The sequence below is a fragment of the uncultured Roseobacter sp. genome, from assembly GCF_947495025.1.
Lineage (GTDB): Bacteria > Pseudomonadota > Alphaproteobacteria > Rhodobacterales > Rhodobacteraceae > Roseobacter.
The window spans coordinates 444,955-468,565 of the sequence record NZ_CANLXG010000001.1 but is presented as its reverse complement, the minus strand read 5'-3'; the positions used below and the strand labels follow the sequence as shown (position 1 = coordinate 468,565).

24 protein-coding genes are annotated in these 23,611 nt (G+C 60.4%); 12 read left to right on the top strand and 12 right to left on the bottom strand.

Going from position 1 to position 23,611, the window contains the following annotated elements; translation table 11 throughout:
• Positions 1-89: 89 nt before the first annotated feature.
• The gene (locus Q0792_RS02275; RefSeq protein WP_298835999.1) at positions 90-887 is read right to left on the bottom strand and encodes an alpha/beta hydrolase; all 798 of its coding nucleotides are present in this window, start codon (positions 885-887) and stop codon (positions 90-92) included.
• A gap of 222 nt (positions 888-1,109) precedes the next feature.
• Here Q0792_RS02275 and Q0792_RS02270 point away from each other — a divergent pair, with 222 nt between their 5' ends.
• Positions 1,110-2,651 carry a trimethylamine methyltransferase family protein gene (locus tag Q0792_RS02270; protein WP_298835997.1) on the top strand — a complete coding sequence of 514 codons (1,542 nt, stop codon included), beginning with the start codon at positions 1,110-1,112 and terminating at the stop codon, positions 2,649-2,651.
• Between the two features lie 2 nt (positions 2,652-2,653).
• On the opposite strand, the gene Q0792_RS02265 is transcribed toward Q0792_RS02270, so the two are convergent.
• Positions 2,654-2,944, bottom strand: a complete 291-nt coding sequence (locus Q0792_RS02265; protein WP_298835994.1) for a DUF6477 family protein — start codon at positions 2,942-2,944, stop codon at positions 2,654-2,656.
• A 390-nt stretch (positions 2,945-3,334) separates the two neighbouring features.
• Here Q0792_RS02265 and Q0792_RS02260 point away from each other — a divergent pair, with 390 nt between their 5' ends.
• Together Q0792_RS02260 and lipA are read left to right on the top strand one after the other, a co-directional pair.
• Entirely contained in the window at positions 3,335-4,444 is a 1,110-nt protein-coding gene (locus Q0792_RS02260; protein WP_298835992.1) for a DUF6456 domain-containing protein, read from the top strand.
• Between the two features lie 111 nt (positions 4,445-4,555).
• Positions 4,556-5,515 carry a lipoyl synthase gene (gene lipA / locus Q0792_RS02255; protein ID WP_298835990.1) on the top strand — a complete coding sequence of 320 codons (960 nt, stop codon included), beginning with the start codon at positions 4,556-4,558 and terminating at the stop codon, positions 5,513-5,515.
• A 3-nt stretch (positions 5,516-5,518) separates the two neighbouring features.
• On the opposite strand, the gene Q0792_RS02250 is transcribed toward lipA, so the two are convergent.
• The 4 genes from Q0792_RS02250 to hpt form a co-directional block, all read right to left on the bottom strand.
• A complete protein-coding gene (locus tag Q0792_RS02250; RefSeq protein WP_298835988.1) occupies positions 5,519-6,409 on the bottom strand; it encodes a c-type cytochrome in 891 nt (296 codons plus the stop codon).
• Between the two features lie 8 nt (positions 6,410-6,417).
• Positions 6,418-6,894, bottom strand: a complete 477-nt coding sequence (locus Q0792_RS02245) for a cytochrome c (protein ID WP_298835986.1) — start codon at positions 6,892-6,894, stop codon at positions 6,418-6,420.
• 105 nt (positions 6,895-6,999) lie between these two features.
• Positions 7,000-7,143: a hypothetical protein gene (locus tag Q0792_RS02240; protein ID WP_298835984.1), complete on the bottom strand. Its 144-nt coding sequence runs from the start codon at positions 7,141-7,143 to the stop codon at positions 7,000-7,002.
• Between the two features lie 33 nt (positions 7,144-7,176).
• Positions 7,177-7,719 (bottom strand): hypoxanthine phosphoribosyltransferase, encoded by a 543-nt coding sequence (gene hpt / locus Q0792_RS02235; RefSeq protein ID WP_298835982.1) that lies wholly within the window; start codon positions 7,717-7,719, stop codon positions 7,177-7,179.
• A 69-nt stretch (positions 7,720-7,788) separates the two neighbouring features.
• Here hpt and Q0792_RS02230 point away from each other — a divergent pair, with 69 nt between their 5' ends.
• A complete protein-coding gene (locus Q0792_RS02230) occupies positions 7,789-8,238 on the top strand; it encodes a type II toxin-antitoxin system RatA family toxin (protein ID WP_298835980.1) in 450 nt (149 codons plus the stop codon).
• Positions 8,235-9,515 (top strand): MmgE/PrpD family protein, encoded by a 1,281-nt coding sequence (locus Q0792_RS02225; protein ID WP_298835978.1) that lies wholly within the window; start codon positions 8,235-8,237, stop codon positions 9,513-9,515. Before Q0792_RS02230 ends, Q0792_RS02225 begins: the two co-directional genes overlap by 4 nt.
• Here Q0792_RS02225 and Q0792_RS02220 read toward each other — a convergent pair.
• The 4 genes from Q0792_RS02220 to ispD are packed head-to-tail and all read right to left on the bottom strand — an operon-like array spanning position 9,497 to position 11,603.
• Positions 9,497-9,976 carry a CinA family protein gene (locus Q0792_RS02220; RefSeq protein ID WP_298835975.1) on the bottom strand — a complete coding sequence of 160 codons (480 nt, stop codon included), beginning with the start codon at positions 9,974-9,976 and terminating at the stop codon, positions 9,497-9,499. The two genes, Q0792_RS02225 and Q0792_RS02220, sit on opposite strands and share 19 nt — an antisense overlap.
• A gap of 1 nt (position 9,977) precedes the next feature.
• Positions 9,978-10,472, bottom strand: a complete 495-nt coding sequence (locus tag Q0792_RS02215; protein WP_298835973.1) for a phosphatidylglycerophosphatase A — start codon at positions 10,470-10,472, stop codon at positions 9,978-9,980.
• Positions 10,469-10,948 (bottom strand): 2-C-methyl-D-erythritol 2,4-cyclodiphosphate synthase, encoded by a 480-nt coding sequence (gene ispF / locus Q0792_RS02210; RefSeq protein ID WP_298835971.1) that lies wholly within the window; start codon positions 10,946-10,948, stop codon positions 10,469-10,471. The genes Q0792_RS02215 and ispF overlap by 4 nt, the downstream gene beginning before the upstream one ends.
• Positions 10,929-11,603 (bottom strand): 2-C-methyl-D-erythritol 4-phosphate cytidylyltransferase, encoded by a 675-nt coding sequence (ispD, locus tag Q0792_RS02205; protein ID WP_298835969.1) that lies wholly within the window; start codon positions 11,601-11,603, stop codon positions 10,929-10,931. The genes ispF and ispD overlap by 20 nt, the downstream gene beginning before the upstream one ends.
• A 178-nt stretch (positions 11,604-11,781) precedes the next feature.
• On the opposite strand from ispD, the gene dusB reads away from it, so the two are divergent.
• From dusB to Q0792_RS02180, 5 genes are all read left to right on the top strand, one after another.
• Positions 11,782-12,762, top strand: a complete 981-nt coding sequence (dusB, locus tag Q0792_RS02200; protein ID WP_298835967.1) for a tRNA dihydrouridine synthase DusB — start codon at positions 11,782-11,784, stop codon at positions 12,760-12,762.
• On the top strand, positions 12,759-13,847 hold the full coding sequence (locus Q0792_RS02195; RefSeq protein WP_298835965.1) for an ATP-binding protein: 1,089 nt from the start codon (positions 12,759-12,761) through the stop codon (positions 13,845-13,847). Before dusB ends, Q0792_RS02195 begins: the two co-directional genes overlap by 4 nt.
• Before the next feature lie 3 nt (positions 13,848-13,850).
• Positions 13,851-15,215 (top strand): response regulator, encoded by a 1,365-nt coding sequence (locus Q0792_RS02190; protein ID WP_298835964.1) that lies wholly within the window; start codon positions 13,851-13,853, stop codon positions 15,213-15,215.
• 102 nt (positions 15,216-15,317) lie between these two features.
• Complete coding sequence (locus Q0792_RS02185) at positions 15,318-17,579, top strand: PAS domain-containing sensor histidine kinase (protein ID WP_298835963.1); 2,262 nt, start codon at positions 15,318-15,320, stop codon at positions 17,577-17,579.
• Positions 17,572-18,984, top strand: a complete 1,413-nt coding sequence (locus Q0792_RS02180) for a sigma-54 dependent transcriptional regulator (protein ID WP_298835962.1) — start codon at positions 17,572-17,574, stop codon at positions 18,982-18,984. Before Q0792_RS02185 ends, Q0792_RS02180 begins: the two co-directional genes overlap by 8 nt.
• A 5-nt stretch (positions 18,985-18,989) precedes the next feature.
• Here Q0792_RS02180 and Q0792_RS02175 read toward each other — a convergent pair whose 3' ends face one another.
• Both Q0792_RS02175 and Q0792_RS02170 read right to left on the bottom strand, forming a co-directional pair.
• Positions 18,990-20,018: an ester cyclase gene (locus tag Q0792_RS02175; RefSeq protein ID WP_298835961.1), complete on the bottom strand. Its 1,029-nt coding sequence runs from the start codon at positions 20,016-20,018 to the stop codon at positions 18,990-18,992.
• 52 nt (positions 20,019-20,070) lie between these two features.
• Positions 20,071-20,619 (bottom strand): hypothetical protein, encoded by a 549-nt coding sequence (locus Q0792_RS02170; protein WP_298835960.1) that lies wholly within the window; start codon positions 20,617-20,619, stop codon positions 20,071-20,073.
• A 36-nt stretch (positions 20,620-20,655) separates the two neighbouring features.
• Here Q0792_RS02170 and trkA point away from each other — a divergent pair, with 36 nt between their 5' ends.
• Positions 20,656-22,032 (top strand): Trk system potassium transporter TrkA, encoded by a 1,377-nt coding sequence (gene trkA, locus Q0792_RS02165; RefSeq protein ID WP_298835959.1) that lies wholly within the window; start codon positions 20,656-20,658, stop codon positions 22,030-22,032.
• Positions 22,033-22,092: 60 nt separating this feature from the next.
• Complete coding sequence (locus tag Q0792_RS02160; RefSeq protein ID WP_298835958.1) at positions 22,093-23,589, top strand: TrkH family potassium uptake protein; 1,497 nt, start codon at positions 22,093-22,095, stop codon at positions 23,587-23,589.
• Positions 23,590-23,611 lie beyond the last annotated feature (22 nt).

The following is a 23,611-nucleotide window of genomic DNA, read 5'->3' as shown; positions in this document are numbered from 1 at the left end:
AGTGAACAAGGGCCCGGGATCTGGGCGGGCCAGGGCTGCAAACGCAGCACCTGCTGGTGGCGCAGCACAGATGTATTCCGGTCAGAGGTTCAGTAGCGTTGCAGATGTTCCTTCAGCCATTTGTGGATGTCGTCACTGGTATCCTCAGGCTTTACCAGGCTCTGGTGGTCTTGATCTGAAAGAACGTCAAAATCTGTACAAGTAAGGCCTGCGCTTCTTGCCTGCACGACCATCAGCGCGCCAAGGCTGTCACCGACGACATCTTTGTCTTCTCCTGCACAATGAACAGGAATTCGCATTTGGTTCTGGGCATTCGTCCATTGCCGCTCGAAACTGCCGAGGTAGTTACTGTCTCTGCTGCGTTGCAGTTCGTCGACGATGCCGCCCTGAAAACCGAGCCAGATTGCAAACGTGGCTAGCCCCGATCCTGCCATTGGTGTGCCAAGCGTTATGAGCGCCAGAGTTCGATCCGCGATATCCTGATCCTGCAAAATCGATTTCCGCGCGATAATCCCGCCGAGACTATGCCCGACAAAAATGATTTTCTCTCCCGTGGGGCGGTTCTGCAGAAAACGCTGGAGTTCTCGCGTTACGTCGGTGGCTACATCGTCAATACCCAGATTGGGATCGTTGAGTGACGTTGAATAGCTCACCACAGCGCTGTTGAACCAAGAAAGGTCCGTGTCCGTCCGGAAAAAGTCTGGCCAATAACTGCCGGAAGCAGGGTGCGTCCAGGCCGTTCTGGCATCACTGACAAAGCCGTGCAGGAAAATAACGGTCGTGTCCGCACCGTTTTCAGCACGTGCACTGATAAAGGTGATTGCCTGTGATGCGGTGGCCCAGAAGAAAAATGCGAAAATGAGCGTGAAAAAAGATTTGTGTTTCATAAAGACCCCCAAAAAAAACATCTGAAATCACCACAAGCGTAACCGGTTCGCTGTAAGCGGTCAAAGCGTGGTGACGGGTCTTACCATCGCTGTCCTGCAGTCCCGAGGGCCTCTGTTGCAGGGGAATGTCGCTTTTTTCTCTGCTTCGCCGCAACCGGTGCGGGGGGCTGCGCATGCCCAGGGTAACACCGGGGCCAGATACACCGAACGGAGAGTGGGATCATGGCTGGAGCAGAACGCAGACGGGCACGTGGCGGCGGTGGTGCGGCACGACGTGCAGCCCGCAGCGCAGTGTCTTTTGAGACCGCAAAATATATCGAGCGCAATATCCCCGATTTCGAGGTTCTGACCGAGGAAGCGCTGCAGATCATCGAGCACAACGCCGAGACCGTGCTGGAAGAGATTGGTGTGAACTTTGTCGAGAACCCGGCAGCACTGGCCCGCTGGAAAGAAGCCGGAGCCGACATTGACGGTGAACGGGTCCGGATCCCGCGCGGTCTGGCGCGTGAATTGTGCAAAACGGCACCGTCCAGCTTTACGCAGCATGCGCGTAACCCGGACCGCAACGTTGTGATCGGCGGCCGTAATCTGGTGCTTGCGCCGGTGTATGGCCCGCCCTTTGTGCGGGACGCCAGTGGCGGGCGCCGCTATGCAACGATGGAAGATTTCCGCAAATTCGTGAAGCTGGGCTATATGTCAAAGTGGCTGCACCACTCGGGCGGCACGGTCTGTGAGCCTACCGACATTCCGGTCAACAAGCGCCACCTTGATATGCTGCACGCGCATATGACGCTGAGCGACAAGCCGTTCATGGGGTCGGTGACCGAGCCCAGCCGCGCGCAGGACAGCGTGGATATGTGCAGCATTCTGTTCGGAGAAGACTTTGTTCAGAACAATCCGGTGATGACCTCGCTCATCAACATCAACTCGCCGATGACGTTTGACGATGTGATGATGGGTGCGCTCGAGGTTTACGCAAAGAACAATCAGGCCTGCATCATTTCGCCCTTTATCGTCGGCGGTGCCATGGCGCCGGTTTCGGTCGCGGGCACGCTGACACAGGTGCTGGCAGAGGTTCTGGCTGGTATTGCCTACAGCCAGCTGATCCGTCCCGGTGCGCCGGTGATCATGGGGGCCTTTGTGACATCGATTGATATGAATTCAGGTGCGCCAACCTTCGGCACACCGGAAGCTGCGCATATCACCTATGGTGCAGGACAGCTCGCGCGGCGTCTTGGGTTGCCTTACCGGTCCGCCGGGTCGTTCTGTGGCTCGAAGCTGCCCGACGCCCAGGCGGCCTATGAGACGGCGAACAGCCTGAACATGGGGCTGTTGTCAGGTGTGAACTTTATGCTTCATTCCTGCGGCTGGCTGGAAGGCGGGCTGGTGTCGTCCTTTGAGAAATTTGTGATGGACGCGGATCAGCTCGGGACACTGCATCACCTGGCACAGGGCGTCAGCATGGATGAGAACGCGCAGGCGCTGGATGCTATCCGTGAGGTCGGACCGGGTGGTCACTACCTTGGGTGCGCACATACGCAGGCAAATTTCAAAGCCGCGTTCTGGAAATCGGACCTGCTGGACTACAAACCCTACGAGACCTGGGAAGACGAAGGCGGGCGCGATACGCAGACGCTCGCGTCTGAGCGGGTCGAAAAACTACTGGGTGATTATCAGCAGCCGGCCCTGGACCCTGCGGTCAGTGAAGCACTGTCTGACTATGTCACGCGCAAAAAGGCCGAAGTACCCGACAGCTTTATGTGATCTCAGGCTGCCTGTGAGGCTTTGAGCACGCGGGCTTCGCCGAGCATGGCGATCAGAACATCCACATGGCGCACAAGGCTGTAGGCGGTGTCGCTGTTGAGGCGCTGCACGTTCAGCCCCGCCTCGATTTCCATCAGGCGCAGCAGAGCGGCACTGTGGCGGGGCAGGTTGCCGTACCCCAGAAGCCGCGGCAGGTGAACCGGGCGTCTGTAGTCTTCGGCGCCGATCCTTGCAGCGCGCATCAGAAGTGGTGGACGGCGCAGCGCGTGGAGCATCGAGAGAACGTCTTGCATGGGTATCTTCCTTTGTTGTGCGGTCACAGCCCCCACTGCAACCGGATGAAGACACTATGGCACAACCTTTCCGGGTGTTGCGCCAGGCGGGCTGCGCACGTACCGGGATGCCAGGGTTCTGTTAAGAGTGGTGAATAAAGTCTGACCGCGCACAATGTGGCGGGACTGTTGCGTATTCGTGCAAGATACCGTGCGTTGGTTTAAATACTGTTTATCCAATAGATACAATACTATCGGGAATGCCGGATATTAACGATCAGGTAACCATATTCTCCTCTAGGTTGCGTTCGAAGTCTGAATGCAACTCGTGGCAGGGAATGGTTACGGTAGGTTATGATGACACCTGAGGATTATCCGCTGGTCCCGGACAGGACCACAGAAGAGACGTCAATGCCAGACTGGGTTCCGGCATCCGCACAGATGTACCTGGCCCATACAGAGGCCGGTCTGCCGATCCGGGCTCTGGCCCGTGCGGCCGGATGCCACGCCTCTACTGTTCTGCGTCAGATCCGGCGCATCGAGACACGCCGTGATGACCCGCTGGTCGACGCGGCACTCCGTACCCTGGGTCAGGTCCACTTTCACAGCCCGCGTCCTGACCATGAGTTTGAAAAGGATCCGTTACGTATGAGTTTCCAACAAAAAATCTCTTCTTCCGACAGCAGCACCGATGATGCGATGCTGATGGCCGAAGCGCGCCGCGTACTGCGTCGTCTTTGCGAAAAAGGCGCGGTTCTCGCAGTGGCAACTGATATGGAAAAAGCGGTAATTGTCCGTGATGGCGCTGCAGGACAGGCCACGCGCACAGGCGTGGTGGAACGCTCTGTCGCCGAAGCGCTGGCCCTCAAAGACTGGATCACGCCCGCCAGATCAGGCCGTATCACGCGGTATTCGATCACTGCTGCCGGACGCACAGCGCTTGAAACCATGCTGGAGCATGGCGACGATACCAAAGTGCCAGGCTTCGCAGATGCGCAGGCAGGTTTTGGAGAGCAGCATCGTGACTGGGGCGAAAAAACACTGCCCGATACAGACACCGGTCGCCCGCGGCGCATGCGCTACAACCTCGCAGAAAGCCCGCTGACAGCTCTGGCGCGACGTCGGGACAAAAACGGCGAGAATTTTCTGAGTGACGATCTCGTCACCGTGGGCGAACGCCTGAGAGAAGACTTTGAGCTGGCTCAGATGGGGCCGCGTGTTGCCCAGAACTGGGACCGGTTCCTGACGGCCGGCGGGCGCGGCAGCTATGTGCCTGACAGTGGTGTGGGGGACGGGCCTGCAAATGCCCGCAAACGCGTTGCGGATGCGCTGGCAGATCTTGGTCCTGGCCTGTCAGATGTTGTACTGCGCTGCTGCTGCTATCTTGAAGGGCTTGAAACCGCTGAGAAAAAGCTGGGCTGGTCGGCGCGCTCGGGCAAGATCGTGCTGCGTATCGCGCTGATGCGTCTCAAGCGCCACTACGACGAAACTGTTGGCCCAGGCGGCCCGCTGATCGGCTGACATACACAGGGCGTGCGCTGCAGGGCAGCTATGCGCCCTGCGACAGTCCCGCCGGTTGAACCACACGGGTCAAAAGCGTTAGACAGGTGGAAATCCAACCGGAGACCCGCCATGGCCACCCGCGATCTGAAAATTCCCGCTCAGCGTCACCCTGAAAAGGCACGCCGGCCCGACAATCCGCAGCCGAAAAAACCGGACTGGATCCGCGTCAAGGCGCCGGGCGGCAAGGGGTATACCGATACGGCGCGGATCATGCGCGAGAACAATCTGGTGACGGTCTGCGAGGAAGCAGGCTGCCCGAATGTCGGTGAATGCTGGAGCCAGGGACACGCTACCATGATGATCATGGGCGAGGTCTGCACCCGCGCCTGCACCTTCTGCAACATCGCAACCGGTAAACCACCGGAAGAACTGGATGCCTTCGAGCCGGGACGTGTGGCACATGCCGTTGAGAAACTGGGCCTGAACCATGTCGTCATCACCTCGGTGGACCGGGACGATATCGAGGATGGCGGCGCGGATCACTTTGCGCAGACCATCCGCGCGATCCGCCACCGCAGCCCGGATACAACGATTGAAATTCTGACACCTGACTTTATCCGCTGCGACCCTGCGGTCCTGGAGGTCGTGGTCGAAGCGCGGCCCGATGTTTTCAACCACAACCTGGAGACCGTGCCGGGCCTCTACCCTGAGGTCCGTCCGGGTGCGCGCTACTTTCATTCGCTGCGTCTGCTTCAGCGGGTCAAGGAGCTGGATCCGTCGATGTTCACGAAATCCGGCATCATGGTCGGTCTTGGTGAGGACCGGCAGTCTGTCATCCAGGTGATGGAAGACATGCGCGCCGCCGACATCGATTTTCTGACCATTGGCCAGTATCTGCAGCCGACGCCCAAACACCACCGGGTGGACCGTTTTGTGACGCCGGATGAGTTCGAATCCTACGAGAAAGCGGCTTATGGCAAAGGGTTTCTGATGGTCTCGGCCACACCGCTTACGCGATCATCCTATCACGCGGGCGACGATTTCGCGCGCCTGAGGGCCGCCCGGAACAAGAAACTGGGCCTCGGCTGAGGCTCAGCGTACAGTTTCGATCCGCAGCATATAGGCCGCCAGCGCAGCGCGGTCCGCTTCGGGCAGCTTCGCCAGATTCTCAATCACGACGGCCATATCACCGCCGGCGCTGTCATATTCGGGTGTCAGCCCACTGGTGAAATAGGCTGTCAGATCAGCCTCTGACCAGCCCAGTACTCCAGGCGTGATGTTCGGGATGCGGCCCTTGCCCGTAGGGGACGGCGCCCCTGCCATCCACCGGCTGCGGTTCAGGCCACCCAGCGCATCGCGCTCTGTGTGGCACTCGCTGCAATGGGCCAGCCCCTCGGCGATGTAGCGCCCGCGTACTTCCTGTTCGGAGAGTTCCCCCTGCAGATGATAGTCCGCACTCTGATTGAGCACTTTCCAGACACCTAGACCCCGTCTGATGCTGAAGGGAAAGCCAAGATCATGCGGCTGGCTGACCGTGGGCGACGCGGGCAGGGTGCGCATATAGGCCAGCAGATCACCGGTGTCCTGCGGCGTCATAAAGGCATAGGCCGTATAGGGGAACGCCGGATAGTAGTGCTGGCCGTCCGGAGAGACACCTTTGGTCAGCGCCCGGGCAAAGTCCACCTCTGTCCAGCTGCCGATTCCCGCATCCGGGTCGGGTGAGATGTTGGGCGCATAAAATGTGCCGAAGTCGGTTTTGAAAGCGCGCCCGCCTGACAATACCGGCGCGTCGGGTGAACCGCTGCCGGGTTCTGCATGACAGGAGGCACAGCCGGCGGCCGCAAAAACCAGCGCACCGTTCACGGGATCGCCCGCAGGCAGTGCTGTGTCAGCGGGAAGCGTCGCGGGACGTGTTACAGCCCAGAATGCCAGCCCTGCGACTGCCGCTGTAAACAACGCCAGACGCAGGAGAACACGGATCATGTCGCGCCTCAGTTTTTGGGGCCGCGATACGCCTTGTGGCAGGTGCCGCAACTGGCACCGGCCGCCTGCATGGCGGCCCGCAGCGCATCAAGGTCCTGACCGGCGGCCACAACAAGCCCGTCTGCAGCTGTTTCCAGACCTACCGCAGCTTTTTCAAAACCCGCGGCATCTGTCCAGATTTCCGCCTTGGCACGTGTGCCCGGTACCTCGCCCTGCACTGTGCCGTCTGTCCACAGAATGCTGCGGTCCAGTTTAGCAACCTTTGCCAGGCTTTCCGCTGCGGCTGTCGCCGTTTCGGTGCTGAATTCGGTTTCACCTTTGGCCATCGCACCCAGGATGCCCATGTTATAGGCCACCAGTGACATCTGTGCCTGGCGTGCCTTGATCGCCGGGTCGGCATTCGCGTGCCCGTCGCCAAAGGCTGTGCCGACTGTGGCAGTAACGGCGAGCGCCGCGACCAGAGGAAGAATTACCCGTTTTTTCATCTCGAAAAGCTCCTGAGTTTGGTTCCGGACCAGCGCACGTGATAACAACAGTAGCGCATTCACGCGAAAGGTGTAGTCACAACCTGTTGTAGTCCGGATGCCGCCTCAGCGGTGCATCCGCTCAGCGGTCAGTGCTCCGGGCCAGAGCCCTGCCTGCTCCAGCCCCCAGACCACCAGCAGAACAAGAACCAGACCGATGGTCAGAAGCACCCTGCGCGACGAGGGCGGGTTGCGCTCCCAGAGGGCCATCTTATGGATCCAGCGCAGGTTCAGCGTCTGCGCTCAGGTATCTGTAAACCGCACCGCACCGATAAACGGCAGGTTGCGGTTGCGTTGGGCAAAGTCGATGCCATAGCCCACAACGAATTCGTCCGGAATTTCGAAACCGGTCCAGTCGGCGCGGAAATCGACCTCGCGGCGGCTCGGTTTGTCCAGAAGTGCTATGGATTTCAGACGGGCCGGCATCCGGCTTTTCATGAGCTGCGTGACGTGGTTCAGCGTGTGTCCGGTGTCGACGATGTCCTCGACCACCAGCACATCGCGGCCCTCGATGGCGCCGCGCAGATCCTTGAGAATACGGATCTCACGGCTGCTTTCCATGCCGTCGCCATAGCTCGAGGCCTCGAGAAAATCGACTTCGATGGGCAGGTCAAGTTCGCGAACGAGATCGGCAATAAAGACGAAGCTGCCCCGCAGCAGACCGACGACTACCAGCTTGTCGGTATCGCCGAACTCCCCCTGAATCTCTTTGCACAGGGTTTCGATGCGCGCGGCAATGGACTTGGCCGAGATCATTTCATCTATGACATATGGACGCGTGGGCATCGGAAATACCTTGATCTTGAGGATGGGACATACGACATGGATGGCTAACCTCTGAGACGTGACAAAGCAATGCCGACCCACTCTGAAACCAGAAAACTGCCCTACAGCGCGCAGCAGATGTACGACCTTGTTGCCGACGTGGCGCGGTATCCGGAATTTCTGCCGTGGTGTTCGGCGGCACGCATACGGTCGGTGACGCCAGAGGGGGATCAGGAAATCATGGAAGCGGATCTGGTAATCAGCTTCAAGGTTTTCCGGGAACGTTTTACCAGCCGGGTCGAGCTGACACCGGGGGAGCACCGGATCGATACCGAATATCTTGACGGGCCGTTTCGCTATATGAAGTCGAACTGGGTCTTCCGCGATATCGACGGAGGGTGCGAGGTTTCATTTTTCGTTGATTTTGCATTCCGGAACATGATCCTGCAGCAGCTGATCGGTGTGGTGTTCAACGAAGCCATGCAACGGATCGTGCGGGCGTTCGAAACCCGTGCCCGCGACCTCTATGGCCCCGGATGAGTATTACTGACCGCCTGCTTGACCTCGCGCAGCGTCGCTCCGACCCGGAAGCGCTGGAGATGATGCAGCTGTCGCTGGCAGACTGGGCTGCCTGCGGGATTGCCGGCGCAGAGGATACAACCTTTGATGGCTTCCGGCGTGCTGCCGGACACAACAGCAGTGGTGTGTCGACAGTTTTCGGCGGCGGCACGGCCGCGGCACCAGCTGCGGCGCTGATCAACGGCACGCTCAGCCATGCGCTCGACTATGACGACACACACTTCGCGCATATCGGCCATCCGTCAGTTGCCGTGGTCCCTGCGGTTCTGGCGCTGACAGAGCAACAGGAGGCCGGTTTTGCAGACCTGGCCGATGCAGCCCTTGCCGGTGTCGAGGCCTCGGTTCTGGTCGGGCAGTGGCTGGGGCGGGGGCACTACCAGATCGGATTCCACCAGACGGCAACCGCCGGAGCCTTCGGGGCTGCAGTGGGGGCTGCACGCCTGGTGGGGCTCGGCCAGGATGAGACGCACATGGCGCTCGGCCTTTGCGCCTCCATGGCGTCGGGCCTGAAATCACAGTTCGGAACAATGGCAAAGCCGCTGAACGCGGGCCTTGCGGCGCGTACCGGGGTCGAGGCGGTTCTCTGGGCGCAGGCAGGCGTTACGGCGGCGTCGGACGGGCTTGCCGGTCCGCTTGGTTTCGCAGAGACGCACCATGGCGCGGCGGATGACGCTGCCCTGCCGCCTGCAGACAGGCCTGCACAGCAGATATTGCAGATCAGTCACAAGTTTCATGCGTGCTGTCACGGCCTGCATGCCATGCTTGAAGCGATTGGAACTTTGAATATTGGCCCGCAAGACGTTGCGGCTGTTGATATATTTACACATCCGCGCTGGATGAGTGTGTGTAATCAGCCCGAGCCTGAAACGGGTCTGGCTGTCAAGTTTTCCTATGCGCATACAGCGGCTATGGCTTTGGCGGGTGTTTCGACCGCCGATATCTCGGGCTTTACCGACGCCACAGCGCAGGACCCGCAACTGCGCGCCTTGCGTCGTCTGGTGCGCGTCTGCGAAGACGCCGATCTGTCCGAAATGCAGTCGCGGGTTCGTATCACGCTGGCGGACGGGGGCGAAAAGACCGCCTTTTTCGATCTTGCAGCACCCATTTCGCTGTCGGAAAGACGCTCAAGGCTCATGCGTAAGGCGGTTGCCCTGATCGGCGCGCGCCGAGCAGACATGTTGTGGTCGGCGGTTGACAGGCGGGATCGTCGCGCATTTGTTCAGGTTATCGGTGACTGAAGCCTTGCCAGCAGCAGTTTCAGCGCGTGTTCGCAGGCGGCCTGTCGTACCTGTGCGCGGCCGCGTGCTCCGAATTCAACCGTTTCCGACTGTACGCTTTCCCCTGCGGCCAGGCCAAAGCACACGCGGCCTTCAGGTTTGAAATCCGACCCGCCAGGGCCCGCGATACCGGTGACCGACACGGCCAGACGGGCAGAGGAGTGCACCAACGCACCGCTGGCCATTTCACGCGCCACTTCTTCAGAGACCGCGCCATGCGCATCCAGCGTGCTTTCACGGACCCCAAGCATCTGCATTTTTGCTTCGTTTGTATAAGTGACGAAACCACGTTCGACGACTGCAGAAGCACCAGGAACTTCGGTCAGTGCCGCGGCAATCATACCACCTGTGCAGCTCTCGGCCGTTGCGATCATAACCCCGGATAACTTTGCTTTATCAAAGATCTGCGCGACGATGCTCATGTTATCCGATACCGTGATAGAGCCCGGCCAGCGCGACCACACTCAGAGCTGCAAACAGACCGGCAATTACGTCGTCCAGCATCACACCCAGTGCATCACCGCGACGGTCCGCCCAGCCTACGGGCCCGGGTTTCCAGATGTCGAACAGTCGGAACAGGGCAAATGCCGCGATCCAGCCGGGCCACATCACGAGGATGTTGAGGTCCATGCTCCAGGCCGCCCAGGACAAGGGCAGCAACGCAATCCACTGACCGACAAGCTCGTCCACGACGATCTCGGAGGGGTCATGATCCCCGCTGTCCCGGGTCATGACCGTTGTAGCCCACCAGCCTTTGAGGAACGCCACAACAATTCCGGTAAAAAGCAATGGAAAACCACCGACCACATGCAGCAGCCACCCCCAGGGCAGCGCAACCAGCGACCCCCAGGTGCCGGGTGCCGGACGGATATATCCGACGCCCAGAACGGTACCGATCAGCTGTGCAAGACGGTTCATGCGCGCACCAGAGCTGCGGTGGCAATGCAGGCGATGCCCTCACCACGTCCGGTAAAGCCCAGCTTCTCTGACGTAGTTGCCTTGACGGATACCCGTGTCGGATCCAGATCGAGAAGTCTCGCCATCTCGCGGCGCATGTCGGCGGCATGTGGGCCGATTTTCGGGAATTCGCAGATCAGCGTACAGTCAATGTTGCTGATCTCAAAGCCCATAGACCGCGCGAGAGACGCGGCGTGCTGCAGGAAAATTTCGCTCGCCGCGCCCTTCCATTGTGGATTGGACGGCGGGAAATGCTGGCCGATATCGCCCTGCGCCAGCGCGCCATAAAGCGCGTCGGTTACTGTGTGCATGCCGACATCGGCATCCGAATGACCGACAAGTCCCTGCGTGTGCGGGATTTTGACCCCACACAGAATGACGTGGTCGCCTGGCCCGAAAGCGTGCACGTCAAAGCCGTTACCCAGTCTGATGTCCATTGCGTGCCCTCAGTATGTGCCCGGCGCGTTCAAAGTCTTCGGGCAGTGTGATTTTCAGATTGTCCTCATCCCCGGCGGTGATGGCAACCCTGTGGCCGGCGCGCCGGGCGAGGCCGACATCGTCATCCGCGCCCTGCGGAAAGCGCGTGTGTGCCTCAAGGATCAGTTTCAGGTCAAAGCCCTGGGGTGTCTGGGCGCGAAACAGGCCTGTCCGGTCCGTTGTTCCCGTGACAAAACCATCCGCACCCGTCCAGAGTGCATCGACCACCGCCAGCGCCGGTGCTGCGGCACCTTCGGTTTCCAGGGCCGCCAGAACGCCGTCAATCGTGCCTTTTGACACGCAGGGACGCGCGGCATCATGGATCAGGACCCTGTCGCACCGACCGGCGACCGCCGCAAGACCGGCATTGACCGACGCGCTCCGCGTGTCGCCGCCGGTCACCGTTTCAACATCCGGGCCCATGGCCGTTGCGGCGATTTTCCAGTCCTCCGGGTGGATGACCAGAACAACCGGACCGATGCCCGGATGGTCAACAAAGGCCTGCACCGCATGGGCAGCAACGGGCTGGTCCAGCAGTGCACGCCATTGCTTGGGAACACCGCCCCCCGCACGGGTACCACGCCCGGCGGCGACGATAATTGCTGCTGTGGTCATGGCTCCCCCGACATTCCTTTGTCCTGTCTATGGTTTTGGTTCGTTCCTGGCAATCGTCAGGCGCGCTGCTTAAAAAACAGGCAAACCGCATTGTGTGACCTGCCTCACGACCAGCTAATATTGAGGAAATGCTGTATAATTGATAGATCAGGGCAATCTGCACAAGGATTAGGCATTTATGGCTGTTGCGCCACCCTTTGATATGACGCCACCGGTTCTGCTGGCGCCTATGGCCGGAATCACCGATCTGCCGTTCCGCGAGCTGGTGTCCGGTTTTGGCGCGGGTCTGGTCGTGTCGGAAATGGTTGCCAGCCACGATATGATCAATGCGCGCCCTGGCAGCCGTGAAAAAGCTGAACTGGGGCTGGGGCATACCGGCACCGCCGTGCAACTGGCAGGCCGGGAAGCCGCGCCTATGGCAGAGGCCGCGCGTATGGTCGAGGGTCAGGGCGCTGCGGTCATCGACATCAATATGGGATGCCCGGCAAAGAAGGTGACACAGGGATATTCGGGCTCTGCGCTGATGCGCACGCCGGATCATGCCCTGACACTGATCGAGGCGGTCGTGCGGGCCGTCAGTATTCCGGTAACGCTGAAAACGCGTCTGGGCTGGGACGACAATATGCTCAATGCCCCTGACATTGCGCGCCGGGCCGAGAGCGCCGGCATCACCATGATCACAATACACGGGCGCACGCGCTGTCAGTTCTACAAGGGTACGGCCGACTGGGCTGCCATCCGCGGCGTCCGCGATGCCGTGTCGATCCCGGTGATTGCAAATGGCGACATTGTCGATTCTGCGTCGGCGCGTCGGGCGCTGGAGCTTTCGGGTGCAGATGGCGTGATGATCGGCCGCGGTGCGCGGGGCAGGCCCTGGTTGCTGGCATCTGTGGCACACAGCCTCTGGGGGACGCCTGCACCCGAAGTGCCGGTGGGCGCCGCGTTCTGCGACATGGTCCGGGCCCATTATGACAGCATGATCCGCTTTTATGGCGAAACGCTGGGCCTGCGCGTCGCACGCAAACATCTTGGCTGGTATATGGACACCTGCGACACACCTGCCGATCTGCGCCGCGCGGTACTGACGGCCGCGACACCTTTGGAAACGGACAGGCTGATCGCAGATGCCTGTTTTGCGGGCGAAGGGGTAGCGGCATGAACTCAGATGCGAGCATCTGGGCCAGTCTGCCCGTGCCCACTCTGATCATCGGTCCTGATGACCTGATCATCGACATCAATTCCGCCGCCGAGGGCTTTCTGAATGTGTCTGCCCGAACCGTGCGCGGTGTGCCGGTCTGGGACCAGATTGCCGTGAATGATCCGCTGGAGGCGGCGTTTCAGCGGTCGCGGGACAGTGGAACGCCGCTCTTTGTGAACGATGTGGACGTTGGCAGCGGTGAGCGGGCGCCGATGCAGTCAGACCTGCAGGTTGCGCCGCTTGTGGGCAGCGATGGTCACATGATCCTGATGATCTCGCCGCGCGAACTGGCCGGTCGGATGACCCAGAACCATTCGGTTAAATCGGCGGCGAAATCTGCGATCGGTATGGCGGAAATGCTTGCCCACGAAATCAAGAACCCGCTGGCAGGGATCACCGGAGCTGCGCAGCTGCTGAGCATGAACCTCGGCGCAGAGGATCTGGAGCTGACGGATCTGATCGTCGAAGAGAGCCGCCGTATCGTGAAACTGCTGGGGCAGGTCGAGCAGTTCGGCAATCTGTCGAGCCCGGATTTTCAGCCGGTGAACATCCACGATGTGCTGGACCGGGCGCGCCGGTCAGCGCTGCTCGGCTTTGGCGCGCACATGAAAGTCGTCGAGGACTATGATCCGTCGCTGCCCATGGCCTGGGGCGATCCGGACCAGTTGCTGCAGGTTGTGCTCAATCTTATCCGCAACGCTTCTGAGGCTTCAAAGGGCAAGCCGGGGACGATCCGGCTGCACAGCTATTTTGAGCATTCATTCCGCCTGCGCCGCTCTGACGGATCGGGTCAGTCCCTGCCGCTTCAGATCGAGATCATCGACGATGGTCCGGGTCTGCCCGAGGCCATCAAGGGCGACGTTTTCGAACCTTTTGTATCGGGTCGCGAAAACGGCACAGGCCTCGGCCTCGCGCTGGTCAGCAAGATCATTTCCGATCATGGCGGCTGGATCTCGGTCACATCCGTCCCTGGTCAGACGGTTTTTCGTATTTCACTGGCGCGCGCGCCCCGCGACGCTGTTCAACAGTCACTCAGAGAGGAATAACAGATGGATGGTACCGTTCTGGTCGCAGACGATGACCGCACGATCCGCACAGTCCTGACCCAGGCACTGACCCGCGCCGGCTGCAAGGTGCATGCCACCTCGAGCCTGACGACGCTGATGCGCTGGGTCAGCGAGGGCAAGGGTGACGTTGTGATCTCGGATGTGATGATGCCGGACGGGAACGGCCTGGAAATGCTGCCGAAGATCAGCGAGGACCGGCCAGGGCTGCCGGTGATCGTCATTTCGGCGCAGAACACCATCATGACGGCAATTCAGGCCGCCGAGGCTGAGGCCTATGATTACCTGCCCAAACCTTTCGACCTGCCGGACCTGATGAAGCGGACAGCGCGTGCGCTTGAAACGCGCCAGCAGTCCCGGCGCGCGCCCGTTCAGGGTGACGAGCGGCCTGATGATCTGCCGCTGGTCGGTCGCACGGCAGTGATGCAGGCGCTCTACCGCATTGTTGCCCGGGTGATGAACACCGATCTGCCCGTACTGGTCTGGGGGGAATCCGGCACCGGGAAATCGCTGATTGCCCGCGCCGTTCATGATTTTTCAGACCGGCGCAACCTGCCGTTCGTCACTGCCACCGGCGCTGATCTGCAGGAACTGGAAGGGCCGGCGCGCCTGCTGGCCCGGGTCAAGGGCGGCACATTGCTGATAGATGAGATCGGGGATCTTTCCGAGGAGCTTCAGGCCAGGGTCGTCCGGATGATGGACACGCCGGGCGAATATGCGCCGCGGTTCCTCGCCACCAGTCAGAGTGATCTGAATGCGGCCATGGAAAAGGGCGAAATGCGCAAAGACCTCTATTACCGGCTCAGTGGCGCGACACTGATGGTGCCTGCGCTGCGCGAACGCGTTGACGATATTCCGCTGCTGGCGGAACACTTCCTGACCCGCGCCGAAGCTTCGGGGGCCGCGGCCCGCAGCCTGTCTGCGGAGGCCGCCGAGATTTTCCGGAACTATTCCTGGCCTGGCAACGTCCGCCAGCTGGAAAACGCGATCCGCCGTCTGGGCCTGACCAGCAGGGCAGCGGAAATCACCGCGTCAGAGGTGGAGCAGGTGCTTGGCGCTCAGCCGGATCTGGAGCCGATGCGCGCGGCAGGAAATACAGAGAAACTCGGGGCATCAGTTGAACGGCACCTTCGGCGGTACTTTGATCTGCACGGCAATATGCTGCCGCCTGCGGGCCTGTACGCCCGGATACTGCGCGAAGTCGAAGCGCCGATGATCGAGATTGCGCTGGAAGCGACCGGCGGGAACCAGGCGAAATGTGCGGATTTGCTGGGGATAAACCGGAATACTCTCCGGAAAAAGATCACAGATCTCGATATTGAGGTGACACGCCGCCGCAAATTGATGTAAAACCGCAACACAAACCGTGGCACATGGGGGACACTCCTCGTGGAGATCACAAAATAATGCGGTCTGGTGCTTCTGGCACCACATCATAGGTGAGGACATCGGGTGGCATCCCGTGTGGAAAAGTCACTGCGACTGCGGCTGGGGCGTTTGCGCCGCCTCAGACGTGTGCGCAATGCAGCAACGCTGGGCCTCGTGGTGCTGGGCCCGGTTCTGGCGCTGTCGACCTATCTGATTCTCGGGCCTCTGGGCGAGGCGAGCACCACGCTCAGCCTGCGGCTTATCCTGCTGGCGGATATGGTCTACATCCTGGTCGTCGCAGCCCTTGTGCTGGCACAGGTCGGACGGCTGATCGCGGCCAGACGGGCCAAATCCGCCGGGTCGAGGCTGCACCTGCGGCTGACCGGTGTGTTTGCCCTGCTGGCGCTGATACCGACCGTGACCGTGGCCATTTTTGCCGGCCTGACGGTGAATGTGGGTCTGGAGGGCTGGTTCTCGGACCGCGTGCGCGAGGTGGTCGGCAATTCGCTGGCCGCGGCACAGGCCTATGAGGCCGAACAGCGCGGCGATCTTGCGGAGGACGCGCTTGCACTGGCTGAATCCATCGACGAAGCCCGCCTGGCCGGTATTCTGATTTCGGACAGTGATCTGCTCAGCGAGGGACAGCGTCAGATCCAGCGCGGTCTGCGCGAAGCTTATCTGATCGACGGTACCCGCGACCTGCGTGCGCGCGGCGAGAGGTCTTACCTGTTCAACTACGAAGAACCGACCGAGGCGAATATCCGCGAAGCACAGGGCGGCGATGTGGTGATCATCGAGGACTGGCCCAACAACGAATTCCGCGCGCTGGTGATGCTGACGGCATTTACGGACAGGTATCTCTATGTCAGCCGCGATGTGGACGGCGAAATCCTCTCTCTGCTTGATGAGACACAGGAAACGGTGCGCCTTTATCAGCAGCTTGAGAGCGAACGCGGGCGTCTGCTGTTTGAATTCGGGCTTCTTTATCTGGCCTTTGCGCTCATTCTGATCCTTGCCGCGATATGGCTGGGGCTGTGGTTTGCCGAACGTCTGTCCGGGCCTGTTGGCCGGCTGACGGGGGCCGCGCAACAGGTTGGGGCAGGGGATCTGGATATCCAGGTCCGTGAAGAAGTCGGCGACGATGAAATTGCGATGCTTGGCCGGTATTTCAACCAGATGACGCGCCAGCTCAAAGTGCAGCGTGACACGCTGATGGACAACACCCAGCAGATTGAACGCCGCCGCAGGCTGTTCGATTCCGTGCTCAGCTCTGTGACCTCGGGTGTTGTCGGGCTGGACTCTGACGGGCGGATCACCTTTGTGAACCGCAGCGCAGAGCGGCTGCTGGACTGGAACGGCGAGCGTCAGACCGCCGCCCTGTCGGTTGCCGTGCCGGAATTCGGCCCCTTGTTTGAGGCCGTGAAACAGGCCCCCGAAGAGGTCTCTCAGGGCGAGGTCAAGGTCAGCCGGAACGGCAGGCGTGAGAATCTGCTGGTGCGCATGTCGACGCGGCGGAGCGAAGATGGCCGTCTGGAAGGCTATGTGGTTGCATTTGACGATGTGACCGACCTTGTGAGTGCCCAGCGGATGGCCGCCTGGGGCGATGTGGCCAGACGGATTGCGCATGAGATCAAGAATCCGCTGACGCCTATTCAGCTTTCCGCGGAACGGATCAAACGCAAGTTTTCCTCGCGCGTTGGCGAGGACAGCGAGGCGCTGGAACAGATGACCGGTGTCATCGTGCGCCAGACAGGCGATCTGCGGCGTATTGTCGATGAATTCTCCAAATTTGCCCGGATGCCCGAACCCGAACGCAAACCGCTGGACCTCAAACAGCTTGTGCGTGACGCGGTGCTGCTCCAGCAGACGGGGCAGCCGGATGTGAAAATCACGGCCAGTCTGCCGGATGAACCAGTCGAGGCGGAACTTGACAGCACAATGATCAGTCAGGCGCTGACCAACCTCATCAAGAATGCCGGTGAAGCCATTGAAATACTGCAGGAAAAAGGCGCGCCTGAGGGTCATTCCCCGCAGATCAGAGTGGATATGGTGCTTCGGCGGGGCCGCGCCCGGATCACAGTGGCGGACAACGGTACCGGCCTGCCCGAGGACCGCGCCCGGCTGTTTGAACCTTATGTGACAACCCGCAGCGAAGGCACCGGCCTTGGTCTGCCGATTGTAAAGAAGATCATTGAGGAGCACGGCGGCAGCCTTGTGCTCGAAGACGCGCCCGTTTTTGACGGGCAAACCCATTTCGGTGCGATGGCGGTGATCACACTGCCCTGTACGACATCTGATGCACCGCAAAAAGAACTGGCTCAGGAAGGAACCGGAACCGATGAGTGATATTCTGATTGTTGACGACGAACGCGATATCCGCGAGCTGATATCCGACATTCTGCAGGACGAAGGCTATGCCACCCGGCTGGCGGGCAATTCGGACGAGGCAATGGCGGCGATCAACGGAGAGCCGCCGGCACTGATTATCCTGGATATCTGGCTGAAAGACAGTCGTATGGATGGCATCGACATCCTCAAAACCGTGCGGCGGGACAACCAGGACGTACCGGTGGTGATCATCTCGGGACACGGCAACATCGAGATCGCCGTCGCGGCGATCAAGCAGGGCGCATATGATTTCATCGAAAAGCCTTTTAACATCGACCAGCTGCTTGTCGTGATCCGCCGTGCGATGGAAACCTCGCGACTGCGGCGCGAAAACCAGAGCCTGCGGCGTCGTGACGATACCCGCGCCGAGATGATCGGAAGTTCGGCGTCTTTCCGCACGCTGGTAAGCAACCTCGACAAGGTTACAAAATCCAACGGCAGGGTGATGCTTACCGGGCCCGCCGGCAGCGGCAAAGAAGTCGCCGCACGGTATATTCACGCCAATTCCAACCGGTCTGGTGGCCCTTTTGTGACGGTGAACTGTGCCGGTGTGGCGCCCGACCGAATGGAAGAAGTGCTGTTCGGGCGTGAGACGCCAGAACGTGGTGTCGAGCCCGGGCTGCTCGAAGAAGCGCACGGGGGCATCATCTATTTCGACGAGGTTGCCGACATGCCCGTCGGGACGCAGTCCAAAATCCTGCGCGTGCTGGTGGATCAGCAGTTCCAGCGCGTGGGGGGCAATGACAAGGTGCGGGTGGACCTGCGGGTCATTTCCTCGACCAACCGTGATCTTGAGGAGGCCATTGCAGCCGGAACATTCCGCGAAGAACTTTACCACAGGCTGAATGTCGTGCCGATCATTGTGCCCGCGCTTGAGGACCGGCGCGAGGATATTCCTGAGCTTGCACGCCATTTCATCGCAGAGATGAACACGTCGCAGGGATTGCCGCTGCGCGAACTGAGTGACGATGCGGTGGCCCTGATGCAGACAATGGTGTGGCCTGGCAACGTGCGCCAGCTCAAGAACCTGATCGAACGGGTGCTGATCCTGGGGGACGGCAACGGCGTCATCGAAGCGCGGGAACTGCCCGGCAACGAGGAAGGCGGCAGCGATCAGAACCGTGTGGTGCTTTCAGGCGCGCTTGCAACTCTGGCGCTGCGTGAAGCCCGTGAAGCCTTCGAGCGGGAATACCTGCTGACGCAGATCAACCGTTTTGGCGGCAATATTTCGCGGACCGCCAACTTTGTCGGCATGGAGCGTTCCGCGCTGCACCGCAAACTGAAGTCGCTGGGCGTTGTGACCTCGGCCAAATCAGGCGCGCGTGTCGCGCACATGGACGAAGAACCGGAAACAGCAGAGTAATCGGATCAGCCGCCGATTTCGGCCAGAATGTCGTGCCCCTGCATTTTCAGGAAATGCAGCATGTCGATGAATATCCAGTTCTCGGCCAGCCTGTCACCGTCCCGGCGGTAGATATCAACAACACGCATGTCCGCGCGGACCTCCGATGCCGGGAAGCCCATGAAACCGCCCGCGTTTGTCAGCGTCAGATTGGGCCAGCCAAAGAACCCGCCGTAGTTGCCCTCGGCCATGCGACACAGGTGGCCGTTGAAAGCGCGGTCGTCGATGGCTTTGCGGAACGGCCCCTGGTGCTGTTCGATGTAGCGGTCGATGGTATAGGTCGCGCCGATACCGGCAGGACCCCACCAGAGCATGTCCCGGTTCCAGTCAACCGCCAGTTCGTCACGCGGATGCAGTGGCGTGGCCGCGGCATTGGCGGCGTCAATGCTGCCGATCATGTTGTTGATACGTGCGAGCGTTATCCGTGACGCTTCCGGGTCGCCGGCGGCGAACTGCAGGCCATCATGCGTCAGCGGACCGGGCTGGATCAGGTGCGCACCGGTCTGTTCCGCGCGAAGAGGGTTCAGCCCCGCCTGCAGCATCAGATGCATCAGATCAACGAAAAGCGCCGATTCCGTGATCTGACCGTCCTCAATGTGGTGGAACTCGGCATAGCGCACCATCGCGATACGCCGGGTCGGAGGAATGCCCAGGAAAGGCTGATCAAACAGCCCCATCAGGTGGCCCATTGAACAGGTCCATTGCCCCTGAAACCCGTCGATCTCGTTCAGCCCCGCAAAAAAGATATCCTCGCGGCGCTGCACGCTGGTGAAAGCCTGCAGAAACGGTGACCAGAATACACCGGTGACGGCCTCAGGGCCGGTCTGTTCGTGAAACGGGTGCATGCCGTACCAGTGGCAGTCCGGAGCCATATAACGGCTGAGCACAGCACCGATCGTGTCAGCATCGGCGCGGGCCATATCGGCATAGAGATCCCTGACAAGGGTCCGGGCTGGCTGCAGGTCGGGTGTGATCCGGGGAATCGAAACGCTCATGCGCTATGAGTAGAAAGCCCCCGACAGGGGTGCCAGCGCAAAAGCGACAAAATCAGCCGGAGTTGTTCAGAATCTGCCAGGTTTTGTCCTTGTTGCTGATAATGCAGCTTTTTGGTGTCAGTTCCGGCAACACGCGTGTCACAGCGGGGATCGCGTTGCGCGATATATCGCCCGAACAGCGCGGGATACTGACCTGTCGGTAACCGCGCTCTTCCATACACTGGTTGGTCACCCGCGCGCGCAGGCCCGCATTCACATCTACCGTGTAGACATTGCCCGGATCAAAAAATCCGCCGGTTGTATAGCACGAGCCATCCCGTCGGCAGACGCGCCGCGCGGGGTAATACTGGGGTGGGTCACGCCGTACCTGATTGGAAACCGGAACGTTCTGTGCGGCGGAGACCTGACAGTTCAGCAGGTCGGTCTCCAGCCGGGATACTTCGGCGCCGGCGTCGTAATACATCGTCACCGGCGCGCAGGCGACGAGCAGCCCGAAAAGTGCACCAGAGCAGAAATAACGCAGAAACCGTTTCATACCCGCATATTGCACGGCCCGGTGCCCCTGGACAATTGAATTGACCGTATCAGAGCCATCTGCCATTCAGAGGGTCCGGAAATGCTCTGAAGGACGCAAAGCATGAAGGTCATCATCTGCGGTGCCGGTCAGGTTGGCTGGCAGATCGCGCGACATCTTTCCGGTGAGCGTAACGACGTCACCGTTGTCGACAACAACCCAGATCTTGTGCGCCGGGCAACTGACTCTCTGGATGTTCAGGGTATTGCGGGCTTTGCGAGCTATCCTGATGTGCTCGACCGGGCAGGGGCCCGGGATGCGGAAATGATCATCGCCGCAACCCATTCGGACGAAGTAAACATGGTGACCTGCCAGGTTGCGCATTCGGTGTTCGGCATAAACCGCAAGATCGCGCGCCTGCGCAGCCAGTCCTATCTGGATGCTATTTATTCTGATCTTTACCGGCGTGATCATATGCCCATTGACGTGGTGATCAGCCCGGAAAAGGAAGTCGCGGCGGCCGCGCTCCAGCGCCTGTCCGCGCCGGCGGCCTTTGACACCGAAGTCTTCATGGAGGGCAAGGCGCACCTGCTGGGCATCAGTCTCGATGACAGCTGCCCTGTGCTCAATACGTCGCTGCGCCAGCTGACAGATCTGTTCTCCACACTGCGCGCCGTCGTCGTGGGGGTGCGCCGCGATGGCACATTGTTTGCGCCCGAAGCCAAGGATCAGCTTTTTGCCGGTGACGACTGCTATATCTTCACGCATGTCGACGACATTCCGCGCACGATGGAAATCTTTGGCAAGAAGCAGTCCAAACAGGAACGTGTTGTGCTTGTTGGCGGCGGAAATGTTGGTCTGACCGTCGCGCAGACCCTCGAAAAACGCGTCGCGCGGGTGCGCACCAAGGTTATCGAAAAGAACCGGCATTGTGCAGAGCGCGCGGCCGAGGCGCTTGAACGGACGATTGTCCTGAATGGTGACGGGCTCGATTCCGGGCTGCTGGCCGAAGCAGGGATCGCGCGTGCCGATGCGATGCTCGCCATCACCGATGATGACAAAACGAATATGCTGGCCTGCGTTCGTGCCAAGGCCGAAGGCTGCGCCTATGTCATCGCGCTGATCAACGACCCCACACTGGTGCCGCTGATGGGGCCGCTGGGCATCAATGCCTACATCAATCCGCGTGCGACGACGGTCTCGTCGATCCTCCGCCATATCCGGCACGGGCGGGTGCGGGCGGTCTATTCCATCGGCGATGCCGAGGCAGAGGTGATCGAGGCCGAAGTTCTGTCGACGTCACCGCTGGCGGGTCAGAAAATCTCTGATATCGACTTCCCCGAAGGTGTTCTGGTCGGCGCGCTCCGCAAAGGTGATGAGGTGATCCGGCCGGTTGGCAGCACGCGTATCAGCGAAGGTGACGTCATCGCTATTTTCGCCCTGACAGAGGACGTGCCGGAAGTTGAGCGTCTGATGCAGGTCTCGATCGATTTTTTCTGATCCATGTCCCGCGCGCGACATACCGCCGGGCGCAGATCAGCCCTGGAACAGCTGCTGGAGATGCCACTGTTTCTGCTGATCTTCGGGGTGGCCTCTGTCTCGATGCTGGTGCCGGCTCTGCACGGCGGCGCTGTGCGCGAACTGGAAACCGCACGGGCGTTTTTCTACTGCTGCCTGCTGGGGCTGATCATCTTCGGGATGATTGCCACGGCACATGCAGGCCGCCGGCCGCGGCACGGTGCCCTGGGTACCCTGATGTCGCTGTTCTCGACCTTTGTTTTTCTGCCGTTTTTCCTCGCGGTCCCGTTTTTTGAGGGGCTGAACACCACGACTTTCATGAACGCCTATGTCGAAATGGTGAGCGCGGTCACGACGACCGGTGCGACACTTTTCGACCGTCCCGAAAGGCTGAATGACACGCTGCACCTGTGGCGTGCGCAGGTCGGCTGGATGGGGGGGATCACGATGTGGATCGCCGCGTCTGCTATCCTCGCGCCACTGAACCTTGGTGGTTTTGAGGTGACAGCACAGGCAGAACCTGGTCAGCGCGAGAGCCAGAGCACCATTTATGGCCGCACGGATCCGCGGGCGCGTCTGCTGCGCATTGTGACGGCGCTGGTGCCGATTTATGTCGGGCTGACGGTGCTGCTCTGGGTGCTGCTCTTTATCAGTGGCGACCGACCGCTGGTGGCTCTGACGCACGCGATGTCCGTTATGGCCACCTCCGGAATTTCAGCCGTCGGCGGTCTGGGCGAAAACGGATCGGGTTTCACCGGCGAGATCCTTATGCTGCTCTTTATGCTGTTTGCGCTGTCGCGGCTGACTTTTTCTTCGGACACGATCACCGCGACGCAGGGAGGGCTGACCACAGACCCGGAATTCCGGCTGGGACTGGCCATTGTTCTCGGGGTGCCGCTGATCATATTTCTGCGACACTGGCTGGGCGCGCTGGATTTCGAAACAGGCGAAGAACTGCAGGCGGCCATCCGCGCATTCTGGGGCGCGCTGTTTACCGTCATGTCGTTTCTGACAACAACCGGTTTTGCCAGTGCCGGCTGGACCGAGGCACAATCCTGGTCAGGCCTGCAGACACCGGGACTGATCCTGATGGGGCTGGCGCTTATCGGCGGCGGTGTTGCAACCACTGCGGGCGGGGTCAAACTCCTGAGGGTCTTTGCGCTTTACCTCAACGGCCGTCGCGAACTGGAAAGGCTTGTGCATCCCTCGTCGGTCAGTCGGGCCGGGCGTGAAAGCCGCCGCATACAACGTAATGGTGCCTTTATCGCATGGATTTTCTTCATGCTTTTTGCGCTGACCCTCGCGGCGATCACAATGCTGCTCGCGCTGCTGGGCGTGGAATTTGAGGACGCAATCGTGCTGGCTGTTGCGGGCCTGTCGACGACCGGACCGCTGATTTCTTTTGCGGCCGAAGAGCCCATTGCGCTGTCGGAGCTCAGCGGAACAGCCAAGGCGGTTTTCTGTGCTGCAATGGTGCTGGGACGGCTGGAAACCCTTGCCATTATTGCGCTTTTGACGCCTGATCTCTGGCGCGGGTAAACCTCTGGCGCGAATAGGTCCG

What these genes read in the sequence shown, in the direction of transcription:
- Q0792_RS02275 (WP_298835999.1), bottom strand. Translation starts at nt 887, where the DNA reads ATGAAACACAAATCTTTTTTCACGCTCATTTTCGCATTTTTCTTCTGG.
- Q0792_RS02270 (WP_298835997.1), top strand. Translation starts at nt 1,110, where the DNA reads ATGGCTGGAGCAGAACGCAGACGGGCACGTGGCGGCGGTGGTGCGGCA.
- Q0792_RS02265 (WP_298835994.1), bottom strand. Translation starts at nt 2,944, where the DNA reads ATGCAAGACGTTCTCTCGATGCTCCACGCGCTGCGCCGTCCACCACTT.
- Q0792_RS02260 (WP_298835992.1), top strand. Translation starts at nt 3,335, where the DNA reads ATGCCAGACTGGGTTCCGGCATCCGCACAGATGTACCTGGCCCATACA.
- lipA (WP_298835990.1), top strand. Translation starts at nt 4,556, where the DNA reads ATGGCCACCCGCGATCTGAAAATTCCCGCTCAGCGTCACCCTGAAAAG.
- Q0792_RS02250 (WP_298835988.1), bottom strand. Translation starts at nt 6,409, where the DNA reads ATGATCCGTGTTCTCCTGCGTCTGGCGTTGTTTACAGCGGCAGTCGCA.
- Q0792_RS02245 (WP_298835986.1), bottom strand. Translation starts at nt 6,894, where the DNA reads ATGAAAAAACGGGTAATTCTTCCTCTGGTCGCGGCGCTCGCCGTTACT.
- Q0792_RS02240 (WP_298835984.1), bottom strand. Translation starts at nt 7,143, where the DNA reads ATGGCCCTCTGGGAGCGCAACCCGCCCTCGTCGCGCAGGGTGCTTCTG.
- hpt (WP_298835982.1), bottom strand. Translation starts at nt 7,719, where the DNA reads ATGCCCACGCGTCCATATGTCATAGATGAAATGATCTCGGCCAAGTCC.
- Q0792_RS02230 (WP_298835980.1), top strand. Translation starts at nt 7,789, where the DNA reads ATGCCGACCCACTCTGAAACCAGAAAACTGCCCTACAGCGCGCAGCAG.
- Q0792_RS02225 (WP_298835978.1), top strand. Translation starts at nt 8,235, where the DNA reads ATGAGTATTACTGACCGCCTGCTTGACCTCGCGCAGCGTCGCTCCGAC.
- Q0792_RS02220 (WP_298835975.1), bottom strand. Translation starts at nt 9,976, where the DNA reads ATGAGCATCGTCGCGCAGATCTTTGATAAAGCAAAGTTATCCGGGGTT.
- Q0792_RS02215 (WP_298835973.1), bottom strand. Translation starts at nt 10,472, where the DNA reads ATGAACCGTCTTGCACAGCTGATCGGTACCGTTCTGGGCGTCGGATAT.
- ispF (WP_298835971.1), bottom strand. Translation starts at nt 10,948, where the DNA reads ATGGACATCAGACTGGGTAACGGCTTTGACGTGCACGCTTTCGGGCCA.
- ispD (WP_298835969.1), bottom strand. Translation starts at nt 11,603, where the DNA reads ATGACCACAGCAGCAATTATCGTCGCCGCCGGGCGTGGTACCCGTGCG.
- dusB (WP_298835967.1), top strand. Translation starts at nt 11,782, where the DNA reads ATGGCTGTTGCGCCACCCTTTGATATGACGCCACCGGTTCTGCTGGCG.
- Q0792_RS02195 (WP_298835965.1), top strand. Translation starts at nt 12,759, where the DNA reads ATGAACTCAGATGCGAGCATCTGGGCCAGTCTGCCCGTGCCCACTCTG.
- Q0792_RS02190 (WP_298835964.1), top strand. Translation starts at nt 13,851, where the DNA reads ATGGATGGTACCGTTCTGGTCGCAGACGATGACCGCACGATCCGCACA.
- Q0792_RS02180 (WP_298835962.1), top strand. Translation starts at nt 17,572, where the DNA reads ATGAGTGATATTCTGATTGTTGACGACGAACGCGATATCCGCGAGCTG.
- Q0792_RS02175 (WP_298835961.1), bottom strand. Translation starts at nt 20,018, where the DNA reads ATGAGCGTTTCGATTCCCCGGATCACACCCGACCTGCAGCCAGCCCGG.
- Q0792_RS02170 (WP_298835960.1), bottom strand. Translation starts at nt 20,619, where the DNA reads ATGGCAGATGGCTCTGATACGGTCAATTCAATTGTCCAGGGGCACCGG.
- trkA (WP_298835959.1), top strand. Translation starts at nt 20,656, where the DNA reads ATGAAGGTCATCATCTGCGGTGCCGGTCAGGTTGGCTGGCAGATCGCG.
- Q0792_RS02160 (WP_298835958.1), top strand. Translation starts at nt 22,093, where the DNA reads ATGCCACTGTTTCTGCTGATCTTCGGGGTGGCCTCTGTCTCGATGCTG.